Origin of the sequence: Streptomyces sp. MA5143a (assembly GCF_900290235.1) — a bacterium.
GTDB lineage: Bacteria > Actinomycetota > Actinomycetes > Streptomycetales > Streptomycetaceae > Streptomyces.
Map to the genome: position 1 here is coordinate 350,468 of NZ_OLMK01000026.1, position 19,032 is coordinate 369,499.

A 19,032-nucleotide genomic window follows, 5' to 3' on the forward strand; every position below is an offset into this window, starting at 1 on the left:
CATCAGCCATGTCTGAGACCCCCATCGCCGAGGGCGGCGCCAGCTACGCCGCCGCGGGCGTCGACATCGAGGCGGGCGACCGCGCCGTCGAGCTCATGAAGGAATGGGTCAGGAAGACGCAGCGCCCCGAGGTCCTCGGCGGCCTCGGCGGCTTCGCCGGCCTCTTCGACGCCTCCGCCCTCAAGCGCTACGAGCGCCCCCTGCTGGCCTCCGCCACGGACGGCGTCGGCACCAAGGTGGACATCGCCCGCCAGCTGGGCGTCTACGACACCATCGGCCACGACCTCGTCGCGATGGTCATGGACGACATCGTGGTCTGCGGCGCCGAACCGCTGTTCATGACCGACTACATCTGCGTCGGCAAGGTCCACCCCGAGCGGGTCGCCGCCATCGTCAAGGGCATCGCCGAGGGCTGTGTCCTCGCCGGCTGCGCCCTCGTCGGCGGTGAGACGGCCGAGCACCCCGGCCTCCTCGGCCCGGACGACTTCGACGTCGCAGGCGCCGGTACGGGCGTGGTCGAGGCGGAGCACCTGCTCGGCCCGGATCGCATCCGTAAGGGTGACGCGGTGATCGCCATGGCGTCCTCCGGCCTTCACTCGAACGGGTACTCGCTCGTCCGGCATGTCCTGCTGAACCAGGCAGGGCTCTCCTTGGACGCCCGGATCGCCGAGTTCGACCGCACCCTCGGCGAGGAGCTCCTGGAGCCCACCAAGATCTACTCGCTGGACTGCCTGGCCCTCACCCGCACCACCGAGGTCCACGCCTTCAGCCACGTCACGGGCGGCGGGCTCGCGGCCAACCTGGCCCGCGTCATCCCCGACCACCTGCACGCCACGGTCGACCGCTCCACGTGGACCCCGGCCCCCGTGTTCGACCTCGTCGGCCGGACGGGCCAGGTCGAACGCCTGGAGCTGGAGAAGACCCTGAACATGGGCGTGGGCATGATCGCCATCGTCCCCCAGGAGTCGGCGAACGTGGCCCTGACGACCTTGGCGGACCGAGGCGTCGAGGCCTGGCTCGCCGGCGAGATCACCGACCGAGCCGCTCACACGACAGGCGCGGAACTGATCAACGACTACGCACGGAGCTAGAGGAACCCGACGCGCCCCTGACGGCGGCGAAGCCGCCAAAGGGGCGCGGGGAACTGCGCGACCAGCCACCACGAACCCGCAGCCGCCGACGCACAGTGACCCCCGAGCTACAAGGCGCCCGGCCCCTCAAGCGGAGCGCAACCGCACAAAACCCGGTCCGGCGTAATCCGCTCGGACCGGGTGAAGCGCAGCTGGACGGTCAAGCCCCGCGGCGATGGGACGCAGGACCGGACTCGTCGTCCTCATCCTCGTCGTCGTCGGAGTTGTACAACTCCGCATACCGCGCGTACGGGTCGTCGTCGTCCTCGTCGTCCTCGAACGGTTCGCCGTTCGGAGGCTGGCTCGAAGTCGATGCGCCCAGCTCGCTGGCCAGACGCGACAGGTCAGTCCCACCGCTGTTGTACTTCAGCTGGCGGGCGACCTTCGTCTGCTTGGCCTTGGCCCGGCCGCGCCCCATGGCTCGACCCCCTCGGTGACGGGGCTCGACGGCCCCAGAGTCTTGACACGCGTTCATGATCTGGAACGGGCTCTCCGTGGAGAGACCGGTCCGTAGGGCTTCCACGGTACCTGAGCCCGCGCCCATACGGTACGTCGCCCGCAGGACGTGGGTGTGCCCAGAACCTGCGAGGAGCCCTTTCCCCGCTGGTCAACCGCGATTTTAACCGTTTCTTGGCGGACGACCCGCCGACGGAAGTGAGAGTTCTCTCTAAAGCCGTCGGCGGGTACCGGGCCGCGTCGTGCGACCCTCGCCCGCGCCTGCCCGCGGAACGTCAGCGTCCGCGGGCGGCCGCCGCCTCCTGCATCCGCTGCTCGGCGATCCGGTCGGCCGCGGCGGCCGGCGGAATCCCATCCGTCTTCGCACGTGCGAATATGGCCAGCGTGGTGTCGAAGATCTTCGACGCCTTCGCCTTGCACCGCTCGAAGTCGAACCCGTGGAGTTCGTCGGCGACCTGGATGACGCCGCCGGCGTTCACCACGTAGTCCGGCGCGTAGAGGATCCCGCGGTCCGCGACGTCCTTCTCGACGCCGGGGTGGGCGAGCTGGTTGTTGGCCGCGCCGCACACCACCTTGGCGGTGAGCACGGGCACGGAGTGGTCGTTCAGCGCCCCGCCGAGCGCGCACGGGGCGTAGATGTCGAGCCCCTCCACGCGGATCAGCGCCTCGGTGTCGGCGACGGCGGTGACGCCCTCGGGGTGGCGGTCGAGGATCCGGCGCACGGCGTCCTCGCGCACGTCCGTGACGACGACCTCGGCGCCCTCGGCCAGCAGGTGCTCGACGAGGTGGTGGCCGACCTTGCCGACGCCGGCGACGCCGACCTTGCGGTCGCGCAGCGTGGGATCGCCCCACAGGTGCTGGGCGGAGGCCCGCATGCCCTGATAGACCCCGAAGGCGGTGAGGACGGAGGAGTCTCCGGCGCCGCCGTTCTCGGGGGAGCGGCCCGTGGTCCAGCGGCACTCGCGGGCCACGACGTCCATGTCGGCGACATAGGTGCCGACGTCGCACGCGGTGACGTACCGGCCGCCGAGCGAGGCCACGAACCGTCCGTAGGCGAGCAGCAGCTCCTCGCTCTTGATCCGGTCGGGGTCGCCGATGATCACGGCCTTGCCGCCGCCGTGGTCGAGCCCGGCCATGGCGTTCTTGTAGGACATCCCGCGCGCGAGGTTCAGGGCGTCGGCGACGGCCTCGGCCTCGGTGGCGTACGGGTAGAAGCGGGTGCCGCCGAGGGCGGGGCCCAGCGCGGTGGAGTGGAGGGCGATGACGGCCTTGAGGCCGCTGGCCCGGTCCTGGCAGAGCACGACTTGCTCGTGACCGCCCTGGTCCGAGTGGAACAGGGTGTGCAGGACGCCGTCAGATACGTCGGTCACTGTGGTGACTCCTGGGTAAGAAGCGGCGGTTGGTTCCAGCTCCCCGTACGGGTGGCGGGGGCTGTGAGCATGAGGTTAGAGCCTCACGGCCGCTCTGGAGCGGCGGAGCTTCAGGATCACCCACTCCTGGAGTACGGCCGTGGTGTGATCCGCACAGTTTTCCGGCCCGCCGATGGGCGGGTCCCGCAGGTTTCCCCGGTGGTCGGCGGGGGAGGGAGCAGGCGTGCCCAAGGTGTCCTCGGTGATCGTCCCGTACGCGTCCTACCTCCGCGTGTACGAGCCGCTGGCCGCCTTCCCGGAGCCGGAGCGCACCCACTGGACCCGGTACGCCCGTCGCGCCGAGCGCCCCTCCTACCAGGACGAGCTGCGGCGGTCGCTGGCCGATCTGCTGCCCACGCCGCCGATCCCGGTGCCGGTGCACGAGAGCGGTGACGCCTTCGTGCTGGAGGTGGACGGCGTGGTCTGTGTCTGCCCCTGGCGGACCCGGCTGCGCGGCTGGCAGGCGCTGGGTGATCTCGCCGAGGAGTTTCCCGCGCCGCTGCTGGACGCGGTGCTGCCGCCGCTGGTGCGCCGGCAGGCCGGCCAGGACTACGAGCGCTGGATGACCCGCAACCCCGACGCCCGTCCGTGGATCCGCACCTCGACCTGGCACGTGCCGCTGAACTGGTTCGTCCTCGTCTCCGACGAGGAGCGCACCTATGAGAAGGGTTCGGCCGAGAACTCACCCGTGCTTCGCTATCGCACGCCCATGGTGCAGGCCCGGCGACGGGTGGCGCGGGGGCTCAGGGCCCTGCGGGAGGCCCTCGACGAGGGGCCGCTGATCGACGGGCTGGTCGACGTGGGCCGCTGGCTGGAGGAGTTCCACCCGCGCTCGCTCGTGGAGCTGGACTACGGCGGTCTCGTGCACGTCCTGCCGGCGGAGGAGCTGGACGGCGACCACTCCGCGGCGGATGTCGCCGAGGGCATCGAGGCCCTGCGCATCGGGGACGGCCTGGCCGCCGGTGAGGCGTACGGGCGGCTGGTCGAGCGTTGGCGGGCGGTACGGGACCGGCGCTCCGCGAACTGAACGGCCGGTCGGTGAGCCGGACCGGACGGAACCGGTTGAACCAGCTCAACGCCCCACCCGGACTTGTGACTTGTGGGGCGGATGGGAAAAGGCTTTCCATGGAGGCCGAAGCATGGTGAACTGTCCACCCTTGGCCCAGGCTTGACGCACCGAAGTTCCACTCGGGCGTCATCATGGGACGTAGGTCCCCGATCCGGGCTTTTGTGTCAAGCAGTCGTCAAGCGTGACGGATTGCACTTACGCGGGCCTTGCCTCTTACGCACCTCCTCATGCCAAAATAGGACAAGGAGTCCGGGGGAGGCTCCCTCTGCCCGCCTTTGGGTGGAATCTCAGCATTGCACGCTATTGGGGGGTCTCGTGACTCCTGCACGCCACTGTGACTGATCGTCACAGTGGCGTGACTGTCCGCTATGGCATGGTCCATCGGCATCCGTCGCTGATGAACACCTGGGAGGGCAATTCCATCGGTTTGGCCGACGCGGCTGGACAGATGGTGTAGTTGTAGTGCCGAGGACAAGCCGTTCGTCCTATAACCGACTCGACTCGCGTCCGCCATTTCGGGCAACGCGGGTCAAGGTGCAGAATTTAGAGGAAAGAACCGAGAAGGTTCGGTTCTCCCGAGGAGGCCGCTCATGACCGCTCGCACCCCTGATGCCGAGCCGCTGCTGACCCCGGCTGAGGTCGCCACCATGTTCCGCGTCGACCCCAAGACGGTCACGCGGTGGGCGAAGGCCGGCAAGCTCACGTCCATCCGTACGCTCGGCGGACACCGCCGTTACCGCGAGGCTGAGGTCCGCGCACTGCTCGCGGGTATTCCGCAGCAGCGCAGCGAGGCCTGAAGCACCGCAGAACAGGGCATTTCGGCTGGTCCCCCAATCAGTCGAGCCGCCTGAAAGCGCAGCTCAACCGCTCACACAGCGCCAAGCGACGCGGGTTCTGCCCCAACAGGTCCCACGCCCGAGCCATACAGAGCTTTCCAGAGCTTCCATCTGTTCTGGGTTTCGCCAGGCAAGCAACAAGGGTGCGTCGTCAGATCGCGCTGGACTCCGCCGGGTCCAGCGCGATCTTTTTTGTGCGCTTGGGTGGACGACCGGGCCTCCGGGTCCGGTCTTCCGCGTGTCCGGCGCGACTCTTTCGCGTGTCCGGCGCGCCGACTTGTGCGTGGCTCTGGCCGTCTGTGCGCGGGACTGTCGGACTCTGGGGAGGGCTGTCGGATCTCCTGTGGGGGGCCTCGGGAGACTGGTGCAATTGCACATATTAAATTGACCAGTTGTAGGAGAGCTGTAAGAACCCACGTTCCGGAAACTTATGCGGTGACACCCGTCACATGCCGAGTGTCTTGTTACTCATGAGTCACGTGCGGTAAAGGGGGCGGGAGTTGAGGCGGGCGCGTAGTCGTGCCGGGTGTGTTCCCCGCCCGTCGGCGCTCGCGCCATCGTTCATGCCTTGGAGGGGCTCTCGTCCTCCGTGGGGCCCTCGGAGCGGTCCTCGTCGACTGTGGGGGTGTCCGTCGTCAGGATGCGCGTCGTCACGGTGTCCGGCGCCAGGCGCAGCAGCCGGTGGCAGATCGGGCAGTGCCGGGTGAAGTGGCGGTAGGAGGAGGCGGCCGACAGGTGGGCGCGGAGCAGAGCGCGGGTCTCGTGCCGAGCGGACGCCGCCATACGCCACCTCCGGGGTCTTGGGGCCCTGTTTCCGAAGTACCGATGGAATGTGACTCCGTCAAGCCCCGTCGCGTCCGCGTGGGGGCGGGGTGCCTGGTGGGGTGGGGGTGCGCGGTTCGTTGGCGGCACGCAGGCCCAAGCCTTCAGGGGCGCGGGGAACTGCGCGAGAAACCACCACGCACCCGCAGCCGCCAACGCACCCCCGGCCGCTCCCCCTGTCGCGACCGGTGCAGCAAAAAGACCCGCATCCTCGACGGATGCGGGTCTCTCTGAATCGTGCGGTCCTGACGGGATTTGAACCCGCGGCCTCCACCTTGACAGGGTGGCGAGCACTCCAAACTGCTCCACAGGACCAGGTTTCGCAGTCAGCGTGTGTGCGCTGGCCTGCGAGAAGAGACTGTACAGGAGGGTGAGCCCCCTGGTCGAACTCACCCAACGTGCAGTGCTCGTCACAGTGTGACGGCTACGGCACCGCCGCGTCGATCGCTTTCACGATGCGCTTGTCGGAGACCGGATACGCCGTCCCCAGGGCGTGCGCGAAGTAGCTGACGCGGAGTTCCTCGATCATCCAGCGGATGTCCAGGACCGACGATGGTACGGGCCGCCCCTGGGGGAGTTGTTCCAGCAGCCAGGCGTACTCGTCCCGCATCTCGTGGACCTTCTCCATGCGGGAGGTGTCCCGCTGGACGCTCGTCGGCATCTGCTGGAGCCGCCGGTCCGCGGCCACCAGATAGCGCATCAGATCCGGGAGCCGGCGCAGCCCCGTCTCCGTGACGAAGCCCGGCTTCACAAGGGCGTCCAGCTGCCCGCGTACGTCGGCGAGGTTGGGCAGGAGGGCGGGGCTCCTCGTGGCCTTCAGGCGGCGCTCACAGGCCTGCCAGGCGGCGAGGACCTGCTGGACCTGGCCGACCGTGCGGACGGTGGTGTCGACGATCTCCGCGCGGACCTTGTCGTAGAGCTTGCGGTACGACTCCTCGTCCCAGGCCGGTCCGCCGAAGTCGGCGATGAGTCTGTCGGCGGCGGCCGTCGCGCAGTCGTCGAACAGTCCTTGGATCGAACCGTGCGGGTTCGCCGAGAGGGCGAGCTTCTGCGCGTTGGTCAGCTTTTCGCTCGCGAACTTCGCAGGGTTGACCGGAATGTTTCGCAGGATGAGCCTTCGGGTGCCCTTCCACATCGCTTCCGACTGCTCCGCCTCGGTGTCGAAGAGGCGTACGGAGACGGTGTCGCCGTCGTCCACGAGGGCCGGGTAGGCCTTCACGGGGTGGCCGGCGCGCCGGGTCTCGAAGACGCGGGTGAGGGAGCCGATCGTCCAGTCCGTCAGGCCCGTGCGTTCCAGGGACTCGCCGCCCTGGCGTTCGGCGGTCGCCGCGGCGGCCTGGGAGAGCGCCTTGCGGGCCTTCGGCTTCAGTTGGAGCCGAAGGGATTCCAGGTCCTTGTCCTCGGCCAGCTTCCGGCGCCGCTCGTCGACGATACGGAAGGTGATCTTCAGATGGTTGGGGACGCGGGACCAGTCGAAGTCCTCGGCGGCGACGGGCACGCCCACCATGCGCTTGAGTTCGCGGGCGAGCGTGACGGTCAGCGGTTCCTGGAGGGGCACCGCCTGGTCGAGGAAGCGCTTGGCGAAGTTGGGGGCCGGGACGTAGTTGCGGCGGATCGGCTTGGGCAGGGAGCGGATCAGTTCCGTCACCACGTCCTCGCGCAGGCCCGGGATCTGCCAGTCGAAGCCCTCGTCGGTGACCTGGTTGAGGACCTGGAGGGGGATGTGGACGGTGACGCCGTCCGCGTCCGCGCCCGGCTCGAACTGGTACGTGACGCGGAACTTCAGCTGCCCCTGGCGCCAGGAGTCGGGGTAGTCCGCCTTGGTGACCGCCTCCGCCGACTCCCGGATGAGCATCTCGCGCTCGAAGTCCAGGAAGTCGGGCTGCTCGTGCCGCTTGCGCTTCCACCACGAGTCGAAGTGGGCGCCCGACACCACGTGTTCGGGGACCCGCTGGTAGTAGAAGTCGAAGAGGGTGTCGTCGTCGACCACGATGTCCCGGCGCCGGGCGCGATGCTCCAGCTCCTCGACCTCGCTGAGGAGCTTGCGGTTGTCGGCGAAGAACTTGTGGTGCGTACGCCAGTCGCCCTCGACGAGCGCGTTGCGGATGAAGAGCTCGCGGCTCGCCTCGGGGTCGATGCGGCCGTAGTTCACCTTCCGCTGGGCGACGATCGGGACGCCGTACAGCGTGACCTTCTCGTACGCCATCACGGCCGCCTGGTCCTTCTCCCAGTGCGGTTCGCTGTACGTGCGCTTCAGCAGGTGCTCGGCGAGCGGCTCGACCCACTCGGGCTCGATCTTCGCGTTGACGCGGGCCCAGAGGCGGGAGGTCTCCACCAGCTCGGCGGACATCACGAAGCGCGGGGGCTTCTTGAAGAGGGCCGAGCCGGGGAAGATCGCGAACTTGGCGCTGCGGGCGCCCAGGTACTCGTTCTTCGCGCCGTCCTTGATGTCCTTCATGCCGATGTGGGACAGCAGGCCGGCCAGGAGCGAGACGTGCACCTGCTGCTCGGGGGCGTCCTCCTCGTTGAGGTGGATGCCCATCTGCTTGGCGACCGTGCGGAGCTGGCTGTAGATGTCCTGCCACTCGCGGATGCGCAGGAAGTTGAGGTACTCCTGCTTGCACATCCGGCGGAAGGACGACGAGCCGCGTTCCTTCTGCTGCTCGCGGACGTAGCGCCACAGGTTGAGGAAGGCGAGGAAGTCGGAGGACTCGTCCTTGAAGCGGGCGTGCTGCTGGTCGGCCTGGGTCTGCTTGTCGGCGGGGCGTTCGCGCGGGTCCTGGATGGACAGCGCGGCGGCGATGACCATGACCTCGCGGGCGCAGCCGTTCTTGTCGGCCTCGACGACCATCCGGGCCAGGCGCGGGTCGACGGGCAGCTGGGAGAGCTTGCGGCCCATCGTGGTCAGCCGCTTGCGGACGTCCTTCTGCGTGGGGTCGAGCGCGCCGAGCTCCTGGAGGAGCTGGACGCCGTCGCGGATGTTGCGGTGGTCCGGCGGGTCGATGAAGGGGAACTTCTCGATGTCGCCGAGGCCGGCCGCGGTCATCTGCAGGATGACGGAGGCGAGGTTCGTCCGCAGGATCTCGGCGTCCGTGAACTCCGGGCGCGCGTCGAAGTCGTCCTCGGTGTACAGGCGGATGCAGATGCCGTCGGACGTACGGCCGCAGCGGCCCTTGCGCTGGTTGGCGCTGGCCTGGGAGATCGGCTCGATCGGCAGCCGCTGCACCTTGGTGCGGTGGCTGTAGCGGCTGATGCGGGCGAAGCCCGGGTCGATGACGTACTTGATGCCGGGGACGGTCAGCGACGTCTCGGCGACGTTGGTGGCGAGCACGATCCGGCGGCCGGTGTGCGGCTGGAAGACGCGGTGCTGCTCGGCGTGCGAGAGCCGCGCGTAGAGGGGGAGGACCTCGGTGCCCTGCCCATGAGCGCCTCCGGCGCGGGGGTAGTTCTTCTTGATCAGCGCGTCGGCGGTGTCACGGATCTCGCGCTCACCGGAGAGGAAGACGAGGATGTCGCCCTTGCCCTCGCCCTGGAGCTCCTCGACGGCGTCGCAGATGGCGGTGATCTGGTCCCGGTCGGCGTCGTCGGAGTCCTCTTCGAGGAGGGGGCGGTAGCGCACCTCGACCGGGTACGTACGGCCGCTGACCTCGACGATCGGGGCGTCGCCGAAGTGGCGGGAGAACCGCTCGGGGTCGATGGTCGCGGAGGTGATGACGACCTTGAGGTCCGGGCGCTTCGGGAGCAGCTGGGCGAGGTAGCCCAGCAGGAAGTCGATGTTGAGGGACCGCTCGTGGGCCTCGTCGATGATGATCGTGTCGTAGGCGCGCAGCTCGCGGTCCGTCTGGATCTCGGCGAGCAGGATGCCGTCCGTCATCAGCTTGACGAAGGTCGCGTCCTGGTTGACCTGGTCGGTGAAGCGGACCTTCCAGCCGACGGCCTCGCCGAGGGGGGTGTTCAGCTCCTCCGCCACCCGCTCGGCGACGGTGCGGGCGGCGATCCGGCGGGGCTGGGTGTGCCCGATCATGCCGCGGACGCCGCGCCCCAGTTCCATACAGATCTTCGGGATCTGGGTCGTCTTGCCGGAGCCGGTCTCACCGGCCACGATGACCACCTGGTGGTCGCGGATGGCGGCCGCGATCTCGTCCTTCTTCTGGCTGACGGGCAGCTGTTCGGGGTACGAGACGGCCGGCACGCGGGCGGCGCGCTCGGCCATACGGGCCTCGCCCTTGGCGACCTCGGCCTCGATCTCGGCGAGGACGGCGGCCCGGGCCTCGGGCTTACGGATCTTGCGCGCGCCTTCGAGCCTGCGCCCGAGCCGGTGCGCGTCGCGCAGGGACAGCTCGGCCAGGCGGGGGGCGAGGGCGCCGAGGGCGGGGGCAGGTGGCGTAGACATACGCCGTCCAGGATCTCACCTCGACGAAACGAGGGGCGAACGCTTTTGCGTTCGCCCCTCGCTGTGCGCCTGTGATGCGCGTTACCGCCGGCCGCCGCGTGGGCCGCGGGTGTCACCGCACGTCGACGTAGTCCTCTTTCCCGCTGCCGACGAAGTGCTTGCCGTCGGGGTACAGGAAGACCGGCACCCAGGTGCCGTCCTGCTGGGCCGTGAAGCCCTTGCTGAAGGAGCCGTTGGACTTCGAGGTGACGGTCGTCATCAGGTACCAGGTCTTCTTGCCCTTGGGCCGGAAGAGAATCTGGACCTTCTTGGACCCGTACGCCTTCCAGGTCGAGGTGCCCGCCTTGCGCTCCTGGAGCACGCCCTTGACGGTGAGGGTCCGGCCCTTGCGGACCGGCTCGGGCGTGGCGTCGGCGCTCTTGATCCGGGTGAGGGCCCGGTTCTTGCGCAGGACGCTGCTGGTGGTGCCCTTGACGTCGGTCGTGGTGGAGCCCGCGTACTTCAGCCGCCAGTAGCCGTCGGTGTAGCCCGGGAGGGTGGTGTGGAACTGGGAGTCGAAGCTCGTCTTGACGGTTTTCTCGGTGGTCCAGCCGGTCTTGCCGTCGGGCGAGTACTGGACGGCCACACCGACTCGCTCGCCGTGGTCGTCCCCGGTGACCCCGAGGATGCCGGAGACGCTGAGCTCGGCGTACTCGTCCAGCGAGGCCGTGAACTCGCGGAACCTGGTCGTCGCCGTGACCGACACCTTGACATCGGCGGTCGCGGTGCGCTGGATCCACTGGTTCTTCGGGTACGGCGGGAAGGCCACCTCGTAGACGGTCTTCTGATAGGGGCTGGCGGCGAAGCTGAAGCGGCCGTCGGTGCCGGTGGTCGCCTCGATGGGGTTCGAGATGCTGCTGCCCTTGTGGTCCATCTCCAGCGGGATGCCGGACAGCGGCTTCCATGCCTCGCCGCTCTGGTACTCCAGCGTGCCGGTGACGGTGATCTTGTCGCCGGCGGTGGGGTGGAAGCTCGACTTGTCGAGGACGAGTCGGGTGGGCGCGGCCTTCGGGTCGATGCTCACCCAGGGGACGGTGGCGTAGCCCAGGTCGCCCTGGTAGGTGGCCCAGGACCAGCCGCCCTCCTCCACCTGCCGGGAGACGGAGAAGTGGCCCTTCTCGTCCGCGGTGGTGGTCGTCTCGATCTGCTGGCCGATCCTCAGGTCCACGGAGGCGTTGGGCAGCGGTTCGGTGGCGCGGGTGCTCGGGTCGCGGACGACCATGTCACCGCTGACCGTGACCGTCTTGTCCTCGATGGTCGGCTGGGTGGGTGTGACGGCGAAGTCCTGGATGACGGGCTGCTTGCGGTACCGCAGCGTCCCGGCGTCCTTGCGGACGGTGGTCTCACCGCCGCTGGTCGTGGCCTCGACATCGATCGTGTAGTCGCCGAGGGTGTCCAGGTGGACTGGCGGGGAGGACCAGACGCCTTCCCAGCCGCTCACCCAGTAGGTCTGCTTGAACTCGGTGACGGTGGCCACCGGGGTCTCCGACTGGTCGCTGCCGACCGGGCGGAGCGTCGCGGTGATCTTCTCGACGTCCTCGCCGAGGGCGCTGCCATGGTTGAGCCGTACGTCGATGACCGACCAGTCGGCCGAGTCGCTCGTCGCTTCCTTGACCGTCGGTGCGGCGGCGTGCGCCGTGCCGGGTATCGCGAACGTGGAGAACAGAACGGCACCGGCCGTCACGATCCCCCTGGTGATGCCTCTCAAGAACCCCCCATGGTTCTCGGTGCGAGCGATGGTGGCTCGCTGTGAGCGACGAAAACCCCCTCCGGTCACCCGGAGGGGGTTTTCATACGGTGTGGCTGGGGCCGGGGTCGAACCGGCGACCTATCGCTTTTCAGGCGATCGCTCGTACCAACTGAGCTACCCAGCCACGGTGTTTCACGTGAAACACCGAGCGGTCCTGACGGGATTTGAACCCGCGGCCTCCACCTTGACAGGGTGGCGAGCACTCCAAACTGCTCCACAGGACCAAGGTTGCGTACGACAGTGTCGCACACGTTCTTGCGTGCCCCCAACGGGATTCGAACCCGTGCTACCGCCTTGAAAGGGCGGCGTCCTAGGCCGCTAGACGATGAGGGCTATCGGCCCGCCGTGGGCGCTTCATCAGCGCGTCGGGGACGTGAGAAGCATATGGGATGGCGGGAGGTAACGCCAAAACGGTTTACGGGCGGGCCGGGGAACGGGTGGCCGCCCCGCCGGGTGACGTGCTCGGAGGCGTGCCGGACGGGGTTCCTGACGGGGTTCCGGAGGGGGTGCCCGACGGGCTTCCGGAGGGGGACGGGGACTGGAGTGCTCCCGGCTGGTTCTCCTTCGGGAGGTGGCGGCTGACCTCGGCCGTCGTCAGTCCCAGACCCCCGAGTTTGATCTCGTCCCAGGCCTGGAGGCGATGGGTGTCGCGGTCGAGGTACAGGACCGACGTCTCGATCGGATCCGGGTAGTCGCCCTCCAGGGCGCGCAGCCCGCTGCCCCCGGTCGAGCCCTCGATGCGCAGGCGGGTGCCCTCGTCCAGGACCTCCATCTCCGGGTGGTGGAGGTGCCCGGCGAGGACGAGCGGCACGTCCCCGTCCGTCTCGCGTGCCGCGTCCGGGTTGTGGGCGATCGCGATGTCCACGGGTGTGCCGGCCGCCTTCTGGGCCCGCAGCGCCCCCGCCAGCCGCTGTCCGGCCGCCTCCTCCGAGGGCAGGCCCGCCTTGTCCGTGGAGCGGTCCGGGGTGAACTGGGGGTCGCCGATCCCCGCGAAGCGCAGCCCGCCCACGTTCACCGCCTTCCCGTCGTCGAGGACGTGCGTGTTCTTGACGCCCTCCAGATACCGCTGGGTCTCGCGGGAGTCGTGGTTGCCGCGCACCCAGACGTACGGCGCCCCGAGGTCGGCGATCGGGTCCAGGAAGGCGTTCTCGGCGGCGGTGCCGTGGTCCATGGTGTCGCCGGAGTCGACGATCACGTTGATGTCGTACTGCTCCACCAGCGAGGCGATGATCTTCCAGCTCGCGGGGTTGAGGTGGATGTCGGAGACGTGCAGGACCCGGATGGTGGTGGGGTCCGGCTGGTACGCGGGAAGGGTGGACGTGACGTCGTACAGCTTGGTCACGTTCGTCACCAGGCGTGCCAGTTCCTTCTGGTAGACGTCGAACTCCGTGACGATGCTGCGCGCGTTGCCCACGAGGGAGGGCGCGGAGGAGAGCAGGCCCGAGAACTTGGGCTCCAGGACCGAGTTCGGGTTCCAGGTGGCGGCGGCGGTGCCCCCGGAGGCGGCGAGCAGCCCGAGCGCCAGGCCACCGGCGGCCAGGGCGCGGCGCGGGCGGCGGTAGACGACGAGCCCCAGCGCGGTCGCCCCCGTGACCACGGCGACGCCCGACCGCAGGGCCAGGTCCAGCGTGCCGCGCCGGACGTCCGACGCGATCTCGTCCTGGAGGCCCGAGATCCGCTCGGGGTGGTCGACCAGGGCCTGGGCGCGGTCGGGGTCCAGCTGGTCCACGTTCACGTCGAGGCGTACGGGGGCGTGATGACTGCTCAGCTCCAGGGCGCCCAGCGGCGAGACGTTGATCTTCGTGCCGCCGGTGAGCGACGGGCGCAGCGTCATCGTGGTGTTCATGGGGCCGACGGGGGTCCGTACGTTGCCCACGACCAGCAGGCCGAGCCAGGCGCCGACCACGACGACGGTGACCAGGCCGAGCGCGCGGGCCCACGGCCGGGCGCGGCGCGCCGGTTCGACCGCCGGCCGCGGGTCGCCTGGGCGGCGTCGGCGGGTCGTGGCCCGGGGGGCCGGTGGCAGCGCGCGGCGGATGCGGCGCAGGGTCGTACGGATGGCGGTCATGGTGGTGGCTGTTGCGGCGGGGACGCGGGCCATTGAGGCCGTATGCCCAGGAGGGTGGGGGGATATGCGGGGGATTGGGGACCGGGCCCCGTTCCGTGGCGTGACCCCAGCGGTCGTCCTGTGACCCGTATCTCTCGTCCGGGCGGGTCGTGCCCGACAATGGGCCTGTGCTGGAGATGACGCGCGAGGAGCTCGAGGAGCTGGTCGCCGAGGCGTTGGACCGGATCCCGCCGGAGCTGACGCGGCTGATGGACAACGTGGCGGTGTTCGTCGAGGACGAGCCGCCCGCCGACGACCCCGAGCTGCTCGGGCTCTACGAGGGGACTCCGCTCACGGATCGCGGGGAGTGGTACGCGGGGGTGCTGCCGGACCGGATCACGATCTACCGGGGGCCGACGCTGCGGATGTGCGAGACCCGGGAGGACGTCGTCGCGGAGACCGAGGTGACCGCGGTGCAGGATACCCCGTCATACACCTCTTTTGTTGGTCTCCTGCCAGTTGGGTGACATCCCCGGAGGGCCTGTTATTGCCCCTGGTCGGGGGCCGGGTGGGGGCGTCACAGGGACGCCAGGAGGTCAGCCCCAGCCCAGTTCGTGGAGCCGCGCGTCCTCAATGCCGAAGTGGTGCGCCACCTCGTGGACGACCGTCACGGCCACCTCGTGCACCACGTCCTCCGACGTCTCGCAGAAGCGCAGGGTCGGGCCCATGTAGATCGTGATGCGGTCCGGAAGGACACCGGCGTACCACTCGCCGCGTTCCGTGAGCGGGGTCCCCTCGTACAGCCCCAGTAGCTCCGGGTCGTCGGCGGGCGGCTCGTCCTCCACGAAGACGGCCACGTTGTCCATGACCCGCGTCAACTCCGGCGGGATCTGGTCCAGGGCCTCACTCACCAGTTCTTCGAACCTGTCGCGTGTCATCTCCAGCACAGGCCCATTGTCTGTGAGTGGTCACGAAATCGGAGCACTTACGGAGCCCTGACCTTCCGCCAGGCACACATCCAGGGCTCAGCCGTCTTAGCTGTCCCGGCCCTGGTGAGTACCAGTTGGCCCGGTTGGCCGGTAGGTCCTGGCCCGTACCGGTGTCCGTCTCCACCGTCTACGTGGCCATGGCGGGCCCTGTGATGGCACCCGCGCCCCGGCATGATCTCCAGGCCGAGGATCGGCCATCCTGGGGCGCCGATGGCCCCTGACTTGAGCCGGACCGGGGGCGTCCACCCCTCCACCAGGTGGTTGGCGACGGCCACGGCGACACGGCCCGTGGCGTCCTCCCGGTCCGTCTGCTCCGGGAGCCAGGCAACAGAGTTCACGTCAGCCTCCAGGGCCTCTCTGGGGCCCGCCAGGGCCCAGGTAGGGAAAGGGGGCCCGGCCCTGTCGCCAGGCCCCCAGGTGGGCGTTCACGCCTTGGAGGTGGCGTCCCGAAGGGCGGAGACCAGCCACTCCCCCGTTACGCGCGGGTCCGTGGACTGCGCCACGCGGAAAATCGCGCCCCACTCACTTCCGTCGGTCACGTCGTCGTTGGCGTACTTCAGTCCCGCCGGGGCCGCCACGTCGCCCAGCTCCAAGGACAGGTACTCCGCGCGGGCCCTGACGGCCGCGAACCGCTGGTACGCGCGCTCGGCCTCCACGGCCAGCTCCGCCATGCGAGCGTGTTCGCCCTCCAGGGCCTTCACCAGGGCGTCCCGCTCCTCCGCCATGACCGCCGGGTCCGTTTCCATGGCGTCGTACTGGACCCTCAGCTCCCGGGCCCGGTTCTGGGCCGCCTGGAGGGCCAGGAGCTTGTCCTCCCGCTGGGCCAGGTAGTCCACGCGCTTGTACGCCTTGGGGGCCGGGCCGCCCGCCAGGTGGGCCGCGTGAGCCTCCCGCCGCTCCCGCTCCTGGCGTTCGTCGGCCGTCCGCAACTCCCGAAACGCCTCCCGGAGACGGCTCACCACGTCCAGGCCCTCCGTTTCTGCGTGCACGAGATCGCCCACCACTCGGCATCGACGACGCCCGGCTGCACGCCCTGGGCTACGGGTAGGGGCGGCCGGGCGGTCGGGTCGGCCGCTCCGGAGCGTGGGGTGGTGGAGGTCCGGCTGGTCGCTCCGGCGTGACGTGGTGGAGGTCCGGCGGGTCGGCCCGGCGCGGGGTGGCGGGGGCCCGGCGGGTCGGCGTGGCGCGTGTCCTCTTGTGTGCGGCGGGAGTTGAACAGGGGGACTCCCCTTTCCGCCCCCACGGAGGTGGCCGCCGTGCGCGCCTTGTACGTACCCGTTCGCCTGGCCGCCACGGTCATGGCCGTCGCCGCGGCCGCCGGCTGCATGAGCGTGGGGGACGGCGGGCAGCACCCCGGCCCCTCGCCCTCCGCCGGGCAGCGGGGCGGTGAGCGGCCTGACGGGGGCACCGCCGTGACGGGCGGGGGCGGTACGGGGTACCAGGTCGGGCGCGGCAAGCCGCGTCCCTCGGGCTCGCCCGACCCCTCCGCCTCCCGGTCGGCCTCCGCCTCGGCGGCGGCCTCCGAGGGGGCGGAGCCGTCCAAGAAGGCGAAGCCGCCGAAGAACGGCAAGGGCGGGAACGGCAAGGGGGGCGGCGAGCGGCCGCCCGTGCCGGAGCCGACGAAGGGCGAACCCACGCCCGCGCCCTCCTCCGCCCCGCCGGAGCCGCCCGAGCCGTCGGCCCCGGCGGAGTCCCCGGCGCCGGAGCCGTCGGCCGAGCCGTCGTCGTCCGCGCACGAGCAGGGGGCGCAGCTGATGGAACGGGAGCCCGCGCCGGAGGCGGGGGACGCGGCGTAGCGGCCGGACGGGACTGCTGTGTGCCGCTGTGGGGCGGGCGGGAGCCTCGCCGGGGTGATCGTGGCCGCGTCCTGCGGGGTGATGGCCGTGTGCGCGGTGGTCGTCGCCGTCTGCGCGGTGGCGGTGGCCTTTCGGCGCCCGCAGGAGTGTGGCGGACGACACGGGTGCCAGGACTGCGCGGCGGCCGCTCCCGTCCCGGCCGGGAAGACGGTGCCGCCGACCCCGTCGCAGGGCCCCTGGCCAGCGGTTTCCCCTCTCATCGGTGAAGTCGGTCAGGAGTCTGGCTTTCCCAGCCGAGGTCCGCTGATCGCCTTCTGACCTGCGGGTATCAGCTCGGTTTGCCTTTAGGGGTGGAGGGTGCGTATGGTTATAGATCGTTTGATTCATTTGCCCGGCGCCAACGCAGAAGCGCGCCGTGTGGCGCGTTCTCTCCCTTACCGTGGCTGACCGCATAGAGGCGGTCGTATTGCGAATCACGGAGTTGACGGGCGCGTGCCGACGAGACTCCGGAAGGTTTCGCATACGCATGTCCATTTCCAGTTCTGATCACGCCGTCATGCCCGAGAACGGCGAGAACGAGATCGTCGAGGAGACCCCCGCGGTCACCTTCGCCGACCTCGGTCTCCCCGAGGGCGTTGTGCGCAAGCTCGCGCAGAACGGCGTGACCATCCCCTTCCCGATCCAGGCCGCGACCATCCCGGACGCCCTGGCCGGCAAGGACATCCTCGGTCGAGGCCGCACCGGCTCCGGCAAGACCCTCTCCTTCGGTCTGCCGACCCTCGCGACGCTCGCCGGCGGCCGCACCGAGAAGCACAAGCCCCGCGCCGTCATCCTCACCCCGACCCGTGAGCTCGCGATGCAGGTCGCGGACGCGCTCCAGCCGTACGGCGACGTCCTCGGCCTGAAGATGAAGGTCGTCTGCGGCGGTACGTCGATGGGCAACCAGATCTACGCCCTGGAGCGTGGCGTCGACATCCTCGTCGCCACCCCCGGCCGCCTCCGCGACATCATCAACCGCGGTGCCTGCTCGCTGGAGAACGTCCAGATCGCCGTCCTCGACGAGGCCGACCAGATGTCGGACCTGGGCTTCCTGCCCGAGGTCACCGAGCTGCTCGACCAGGTCCCGGCCGGCGGCCAGCGGATGCTGTTCTCCGCGACCATGGAGAACGAGATCTCCACCCTGGTCAAGCGCTACCTGAGCAACCCGGTCACGCACGAGGTCGACAGCGCCCAGGGCAACGTCACGACCATGTCGCACCACATCCTGATCGTGAAGCCCAAGGACAAGGCGCCGGTCACCGCCGCGATCGCCTCCCGCAAGGGCCGCACCATCATCTTCGTCCGCACCCAGCTCGGCGCGGACCGCATCGCCGAGCAGCTGCGTGACGCCGGAGTGAAGGCCGACGCGCTGCACGGCGGTATGACGCAGGGCGCGCGGACCCGGACGCTGGCCGACTTCAAGGACGGCTACGTCAACGCGCTCGTCGCGACCGACGTCGCCGCGCGCGGCATCCACGTCGACGGCATCGACCTCGTCCTCAACGTGGACCCGGCCGGCGACCACAAGGACTACCTGCACCGGGCCGGCCGTACGGCGCGTGCCGGGCGTACGGGCACGGTCGTCTCCCTCTCCCTGCCGCACCAGCGCCGCCAGATCTTCCGGCTGATGGAGGACGCGGGCGTCGACGCCGGGCGCCACATCATCCAGGGCGGTACGACGTTCGACCCCGAGGTCGCCGAGATCACCGGTGCCCGGTCGATGACCGAGGTCCAGGCCGAGTCCGCCGGCAACGCCGCGCAGCAGGCCGAGCGTGAAGTCGCTCACCTCACCAAGCAGTTGGAGCGGGCCACGCGCCGCGCCGCCGAGCTGCGCGAGGAGGCCGACCGGCTGACCGCGCGTGCCGCGCGGGAGCGGGGCGAGGACCCCGAGGCGGCGATCGCCCAGGCGCGCGCCGAGGAGACGGGCGAGGGTGCCACCGTCGTCGAGGCGGCTGCCGCCGCTGTCGACGCCGCGGTGCTGTCCGAGGTGTCCGTGCCGGAGCAGCCGGCCGCGCAGGACGTCGAGCGCGTCGAGAAGACCGAGCGGTTCGAGCGGACCGACCGGGCCGAGCGCGGTTCGTACGGGCGTCCCTCGTCGTACGAGCGTCGTGACGACCGCGGCGGTTTCCGACGGGACGACCGCGACAACCGTGAGAACCGCGGTGAGCGTCGTGACGACCGGGGCGGTTTCCGTCGGGACAATGAGCGTGGCTTCGACCGTGGTGGTCGTTCCTTCGAGCGTCGTGACGACCGCGGC

At 69.9% G+C, this 19,032-nt stretch carries 14 protein-coding genes and 4 tRNA genes; 6 read left to right on the top strand and 12 right to left on the bottom strand.

Annotated features, from left to right (window positions below; genetic code table 11):
- The first annotated feature begins 8 nt into the window (after positions 1–8).
- Positions 9–1,091 carry a phosphoribosylformylglycinamidine cyclo-ligase gene (purM, locus tag SMA5143A_RS13385; protein WP_107463133.1) on the top strand — a complete coding sequence of 361 codons (1,083 nt, stop codon included), beginning with the start codon at positions 9–11 and terminating at the stop codon, positions 1,089–1,091.
- Positions 1,092–1,290: 199 nt separating this feature from the next.
- Here purM and SMA5143A_RS13390 read toward each other — a convergent pair whose 3' ends face one another.
- Together SMA5143A_RS13390 and SMA5143A_RS13395 are read right to left on the bottom strand one after the other, a co-directional pair.
- Positions 1,291–1,548 carry a DUF3073 domain-containing protein gene (locus SMA5143A_RS13390; RefSeq protein ID WP_055536678.1) on the bottom strand — a complete coding sequence of 86 codons (258 nt, stop codon included), beginning with the start codon at positions 1,546–1,548 and terminating at the stop codon, positions 1,291–1,293.
- Positions 1,549–1,861: 313 nt separating this feature from the next.
- A complete protein-coding gene (locus SMA5143A_RS13395) occupies positions 1,862–2,956 on the bottom strand; it encodes a Leu/Phe/Val dehydrogenase (protein ID WP_107463134.1) in 1,095 nt (364 codons plus the stop codon).
- 223 nt (positions 2,957–3,179) lie between these two features.
- Here SMA5143A_RS13395 and SMA5143A_RS13400 point away from each other — a divergent pair, with 223 nt between their 5' ends.
- The gene (locus SMA5143A_RS13400) at positions 3,180–4,022 is read left to right on the top strand and encodes a hypothetical protein (protein ID WP_107463135.1); all 843 of its coding nucleotides are present in this window, start codon (positions 3,180–3,182) and stop codon (positions 4,020–4,022) included.
- 632 nt (positions 4,023–4,654) lie between these two features.
- Positions 4,655–4,861 (top strand): developmental transcriptional regulator BldC, encoded by a 207-nt coding sequence (gene bldC / locus SMA5143A_RS13405; RefSeq protein ID WP_003949541.1) that lies wholly within the window; start codon positions 4,655–4,657, stop codon positions 4,859–4,861.
- Between the two features lie 600 nt (positions 4,862–5,461).
- Here bldC and SMA5143A_RS13410 read toward each other — a convergent pair.
- The 8 genes from SMA5143A_RS13410 to SMA5143A_RS13445 all read right to left on the bottom strand — a co-directional run bounded on the left by SMA5143A_RS13410 (position 5,462) and on the right by SMA5143A_RS13445 (position 14,005).
- Positions 5,462–5,683: a DUF6274 family protein gene (locus SMA5143A_RS13410; protein ID WP_107463136.1), complete on the bottom strand. Its 222-nt coding sequence runs from the start codon at positions 5,681–5,683 to the stop codon at positions 5,462–5,464.
- Positions 5,684–5,962: 279 nt separating this feature from the next.
- Positions 5,963–6,037: transfer RNA gene (locus tag SMA5143A_RS13415), tRNA-Asp, on the bottom strand.
- Between the two features lie 109 nt (positions 6,038–6,146).
- On the bottom strand, positions 6,147–10,115 hold the full coding sequence (gene hrpA / locus SMA5143A_RS13420) for an ATP-dependent RNA helicase HrpA (RefSeq protein WP_107463137.1): 3,969 nt from the start codon (positions 10,113–10,115) through the stop codon (positions 6,147–6,149).
- A 112-nt stretch (positions 10,116–10,227) separates the two neighbouring features.
- Positions 10,228–11,862 carry a hypothetical protein gene (locus tag SMA5143A_RS13425; RefSeq protein WP_258193504.1) on the bottom strand — a complete coding sequence of 545 codons (1,635 nt, stop codon included), beginning with the start codon at positions 11,860–11,862 and terminating at the stop codon, positions 10,228–10,230.
- 92 nt (positions 11,863–11,954) lie between these two features.
- A tRNA-Phe gene (locus tag SMA5143A_RS13430) sits at positions 11,955–12,028 on the bottom strand.
- Between the two features lie 25 nt (positions 12,029–12,053).
- Positions 12,054–12,128: transfer RNA gene (locus SMA5143A_RS13435), tRNA-Asp, on the bottom strand.
- A 36-nt stretch (positions 12,129–12,164) separates the two neighbouring features.
- A tRNA-Glu gene (locus tag SMA5143A_RS13440) sits at positions 12,165–12,237 on the bottom strand.
- Between the two features lie 82 nt (positions 12,238–12,319).
- Entirely contained in the window at positions 12,320–14,005 is a 1,686-nt protein-coding gene (locus SMA5143A_RS13445; protein WP_107463139.1) for a metallophosphoesterase family protein, read from the bottom strand.
- A gap of 134 nt (positions 14,006–14,139) precedes the next feature.
- On the opposite strand from SMA5143A_RS13445, the gene SMA5143A_RS13450 reads away from it, so the two are divergent.
- Positions 14,140–14,478 carry a metallopeptidase family protein gene (locus SMA5143A_RS13450; RefSeq protein ID WP_181361831.1) on the top strand — a complete coding sequence of 113 codons (339 nt, stop codon included), beginning with the start codon at positions 14,140–14,142 and terminating at the stop codon, positions 14,476–14,478.
- 69 nt (positions 14,479–14,547) lie between these two features.
- On the opposite strand, the gene SMA5143A_RS13455 is transcribed toward SMA5143A_RS13450, so the two are convergent.
- Together SMA5143A_RS13455 and SMA5143A_RS44570 are read right to left on the bottom strand one after the other, a co-directional pair.
- Complete coding sequence (locus SMA5143A_RS13455; RefSeq protein WP_107443221.1) at positions 14,548–14,898, bottom strand: metallopeptidase family protein; 351 nt, start codon at positions 14,896–14,898, stop codon at positions 14,548–14,550.
- Between the two features lie 467 nt (positions 14,899–15,365).
- A complete protein-coding gene (locus SMA5143A_RS44570) occupies positions 15,366–15,929 on the bottom strand; it encodes a hypothetical protein (RefSeq protein ID WP_146193901.1) in 564 nt (187 codons plus the stop codon).
- A 267-nt stretch (positions 15,930–16,196) separates the two neighbouring features.
- On the opposite strand from SMA5143A_RS44570, the gene SMA5143A_RS13465 reads away from it, so the two are divergent.
- Both SMA5143A_RS13465 and SMA5143A_RS13470 read left to right on the top strand, forming a co-directional pair.
- Positions 16,197–16,736, top strand: coding sequence for a hypothetical protein (locus SMA5143A_RS13465; protein ID WP_181361832.1), 540 nt, complete (start codon positions 16,197–16,199; stop codon positions 16,734–16,736).
- Between the two features lie 526 nt (positions 16,737–17,262).
- Positions 17,263–19,032: DEAD/DEAH box helicase (locus tag SMA5143A_RS13470; protein WP_107463173.1), on the top strand; the 1,770-nt coding region annotated here is incomplete at its 3' end.

What these genes read in the sequence shown, in the direction of transcription:
- purM (WP_107463133.1), top strand. Translation starts at nt 9, where the DNA reads ATGTCTGAGACCCCCATCGCCGAGGGCGGCGCCAGCTACGCCGCCGCG.
- SMA5143A_RS13390 (WP_055536678.1), bottom strand. Translation starts at nt 1,548, where the DNA reads ATGGGGCGCGGCCGGGCCAAGGCCAAGCAGACGAAGGTCGCCCGCCAG.
- bldC (WP_003949541.1), top strand. Translation starts at nt 4,655, where the DNA reads ATGACCGCTCGCACCCCTGATGCCGAGCCGCTGCTGACCCCGGCTGAG.
- SMA5143A_RS13410 (WP_107463136.1), bottom strand. Translation starts at nt 5,683, where the DNA reads ATGGCGGCGTCCGCTCGGCACGAGACCCGCGCTCTGCTCCGCGCCCAC.
- hrpA (WP_107463137.1), bottom strand. Translation starts at nt 10,115, where the DNA reads ATGTCTACGCCACCTGCCCCCGCCCTCGGCGCCCTCGCCCCCCGCCTG.
- SMA5143A_RS13445 (WP_107463139.1), bottom strand. Translation starts at nt 14,005, where the DNA reads ATGGCCCGCGTCCCCGCCGCAACAGCCACCACCATGACCGCCATCCGT.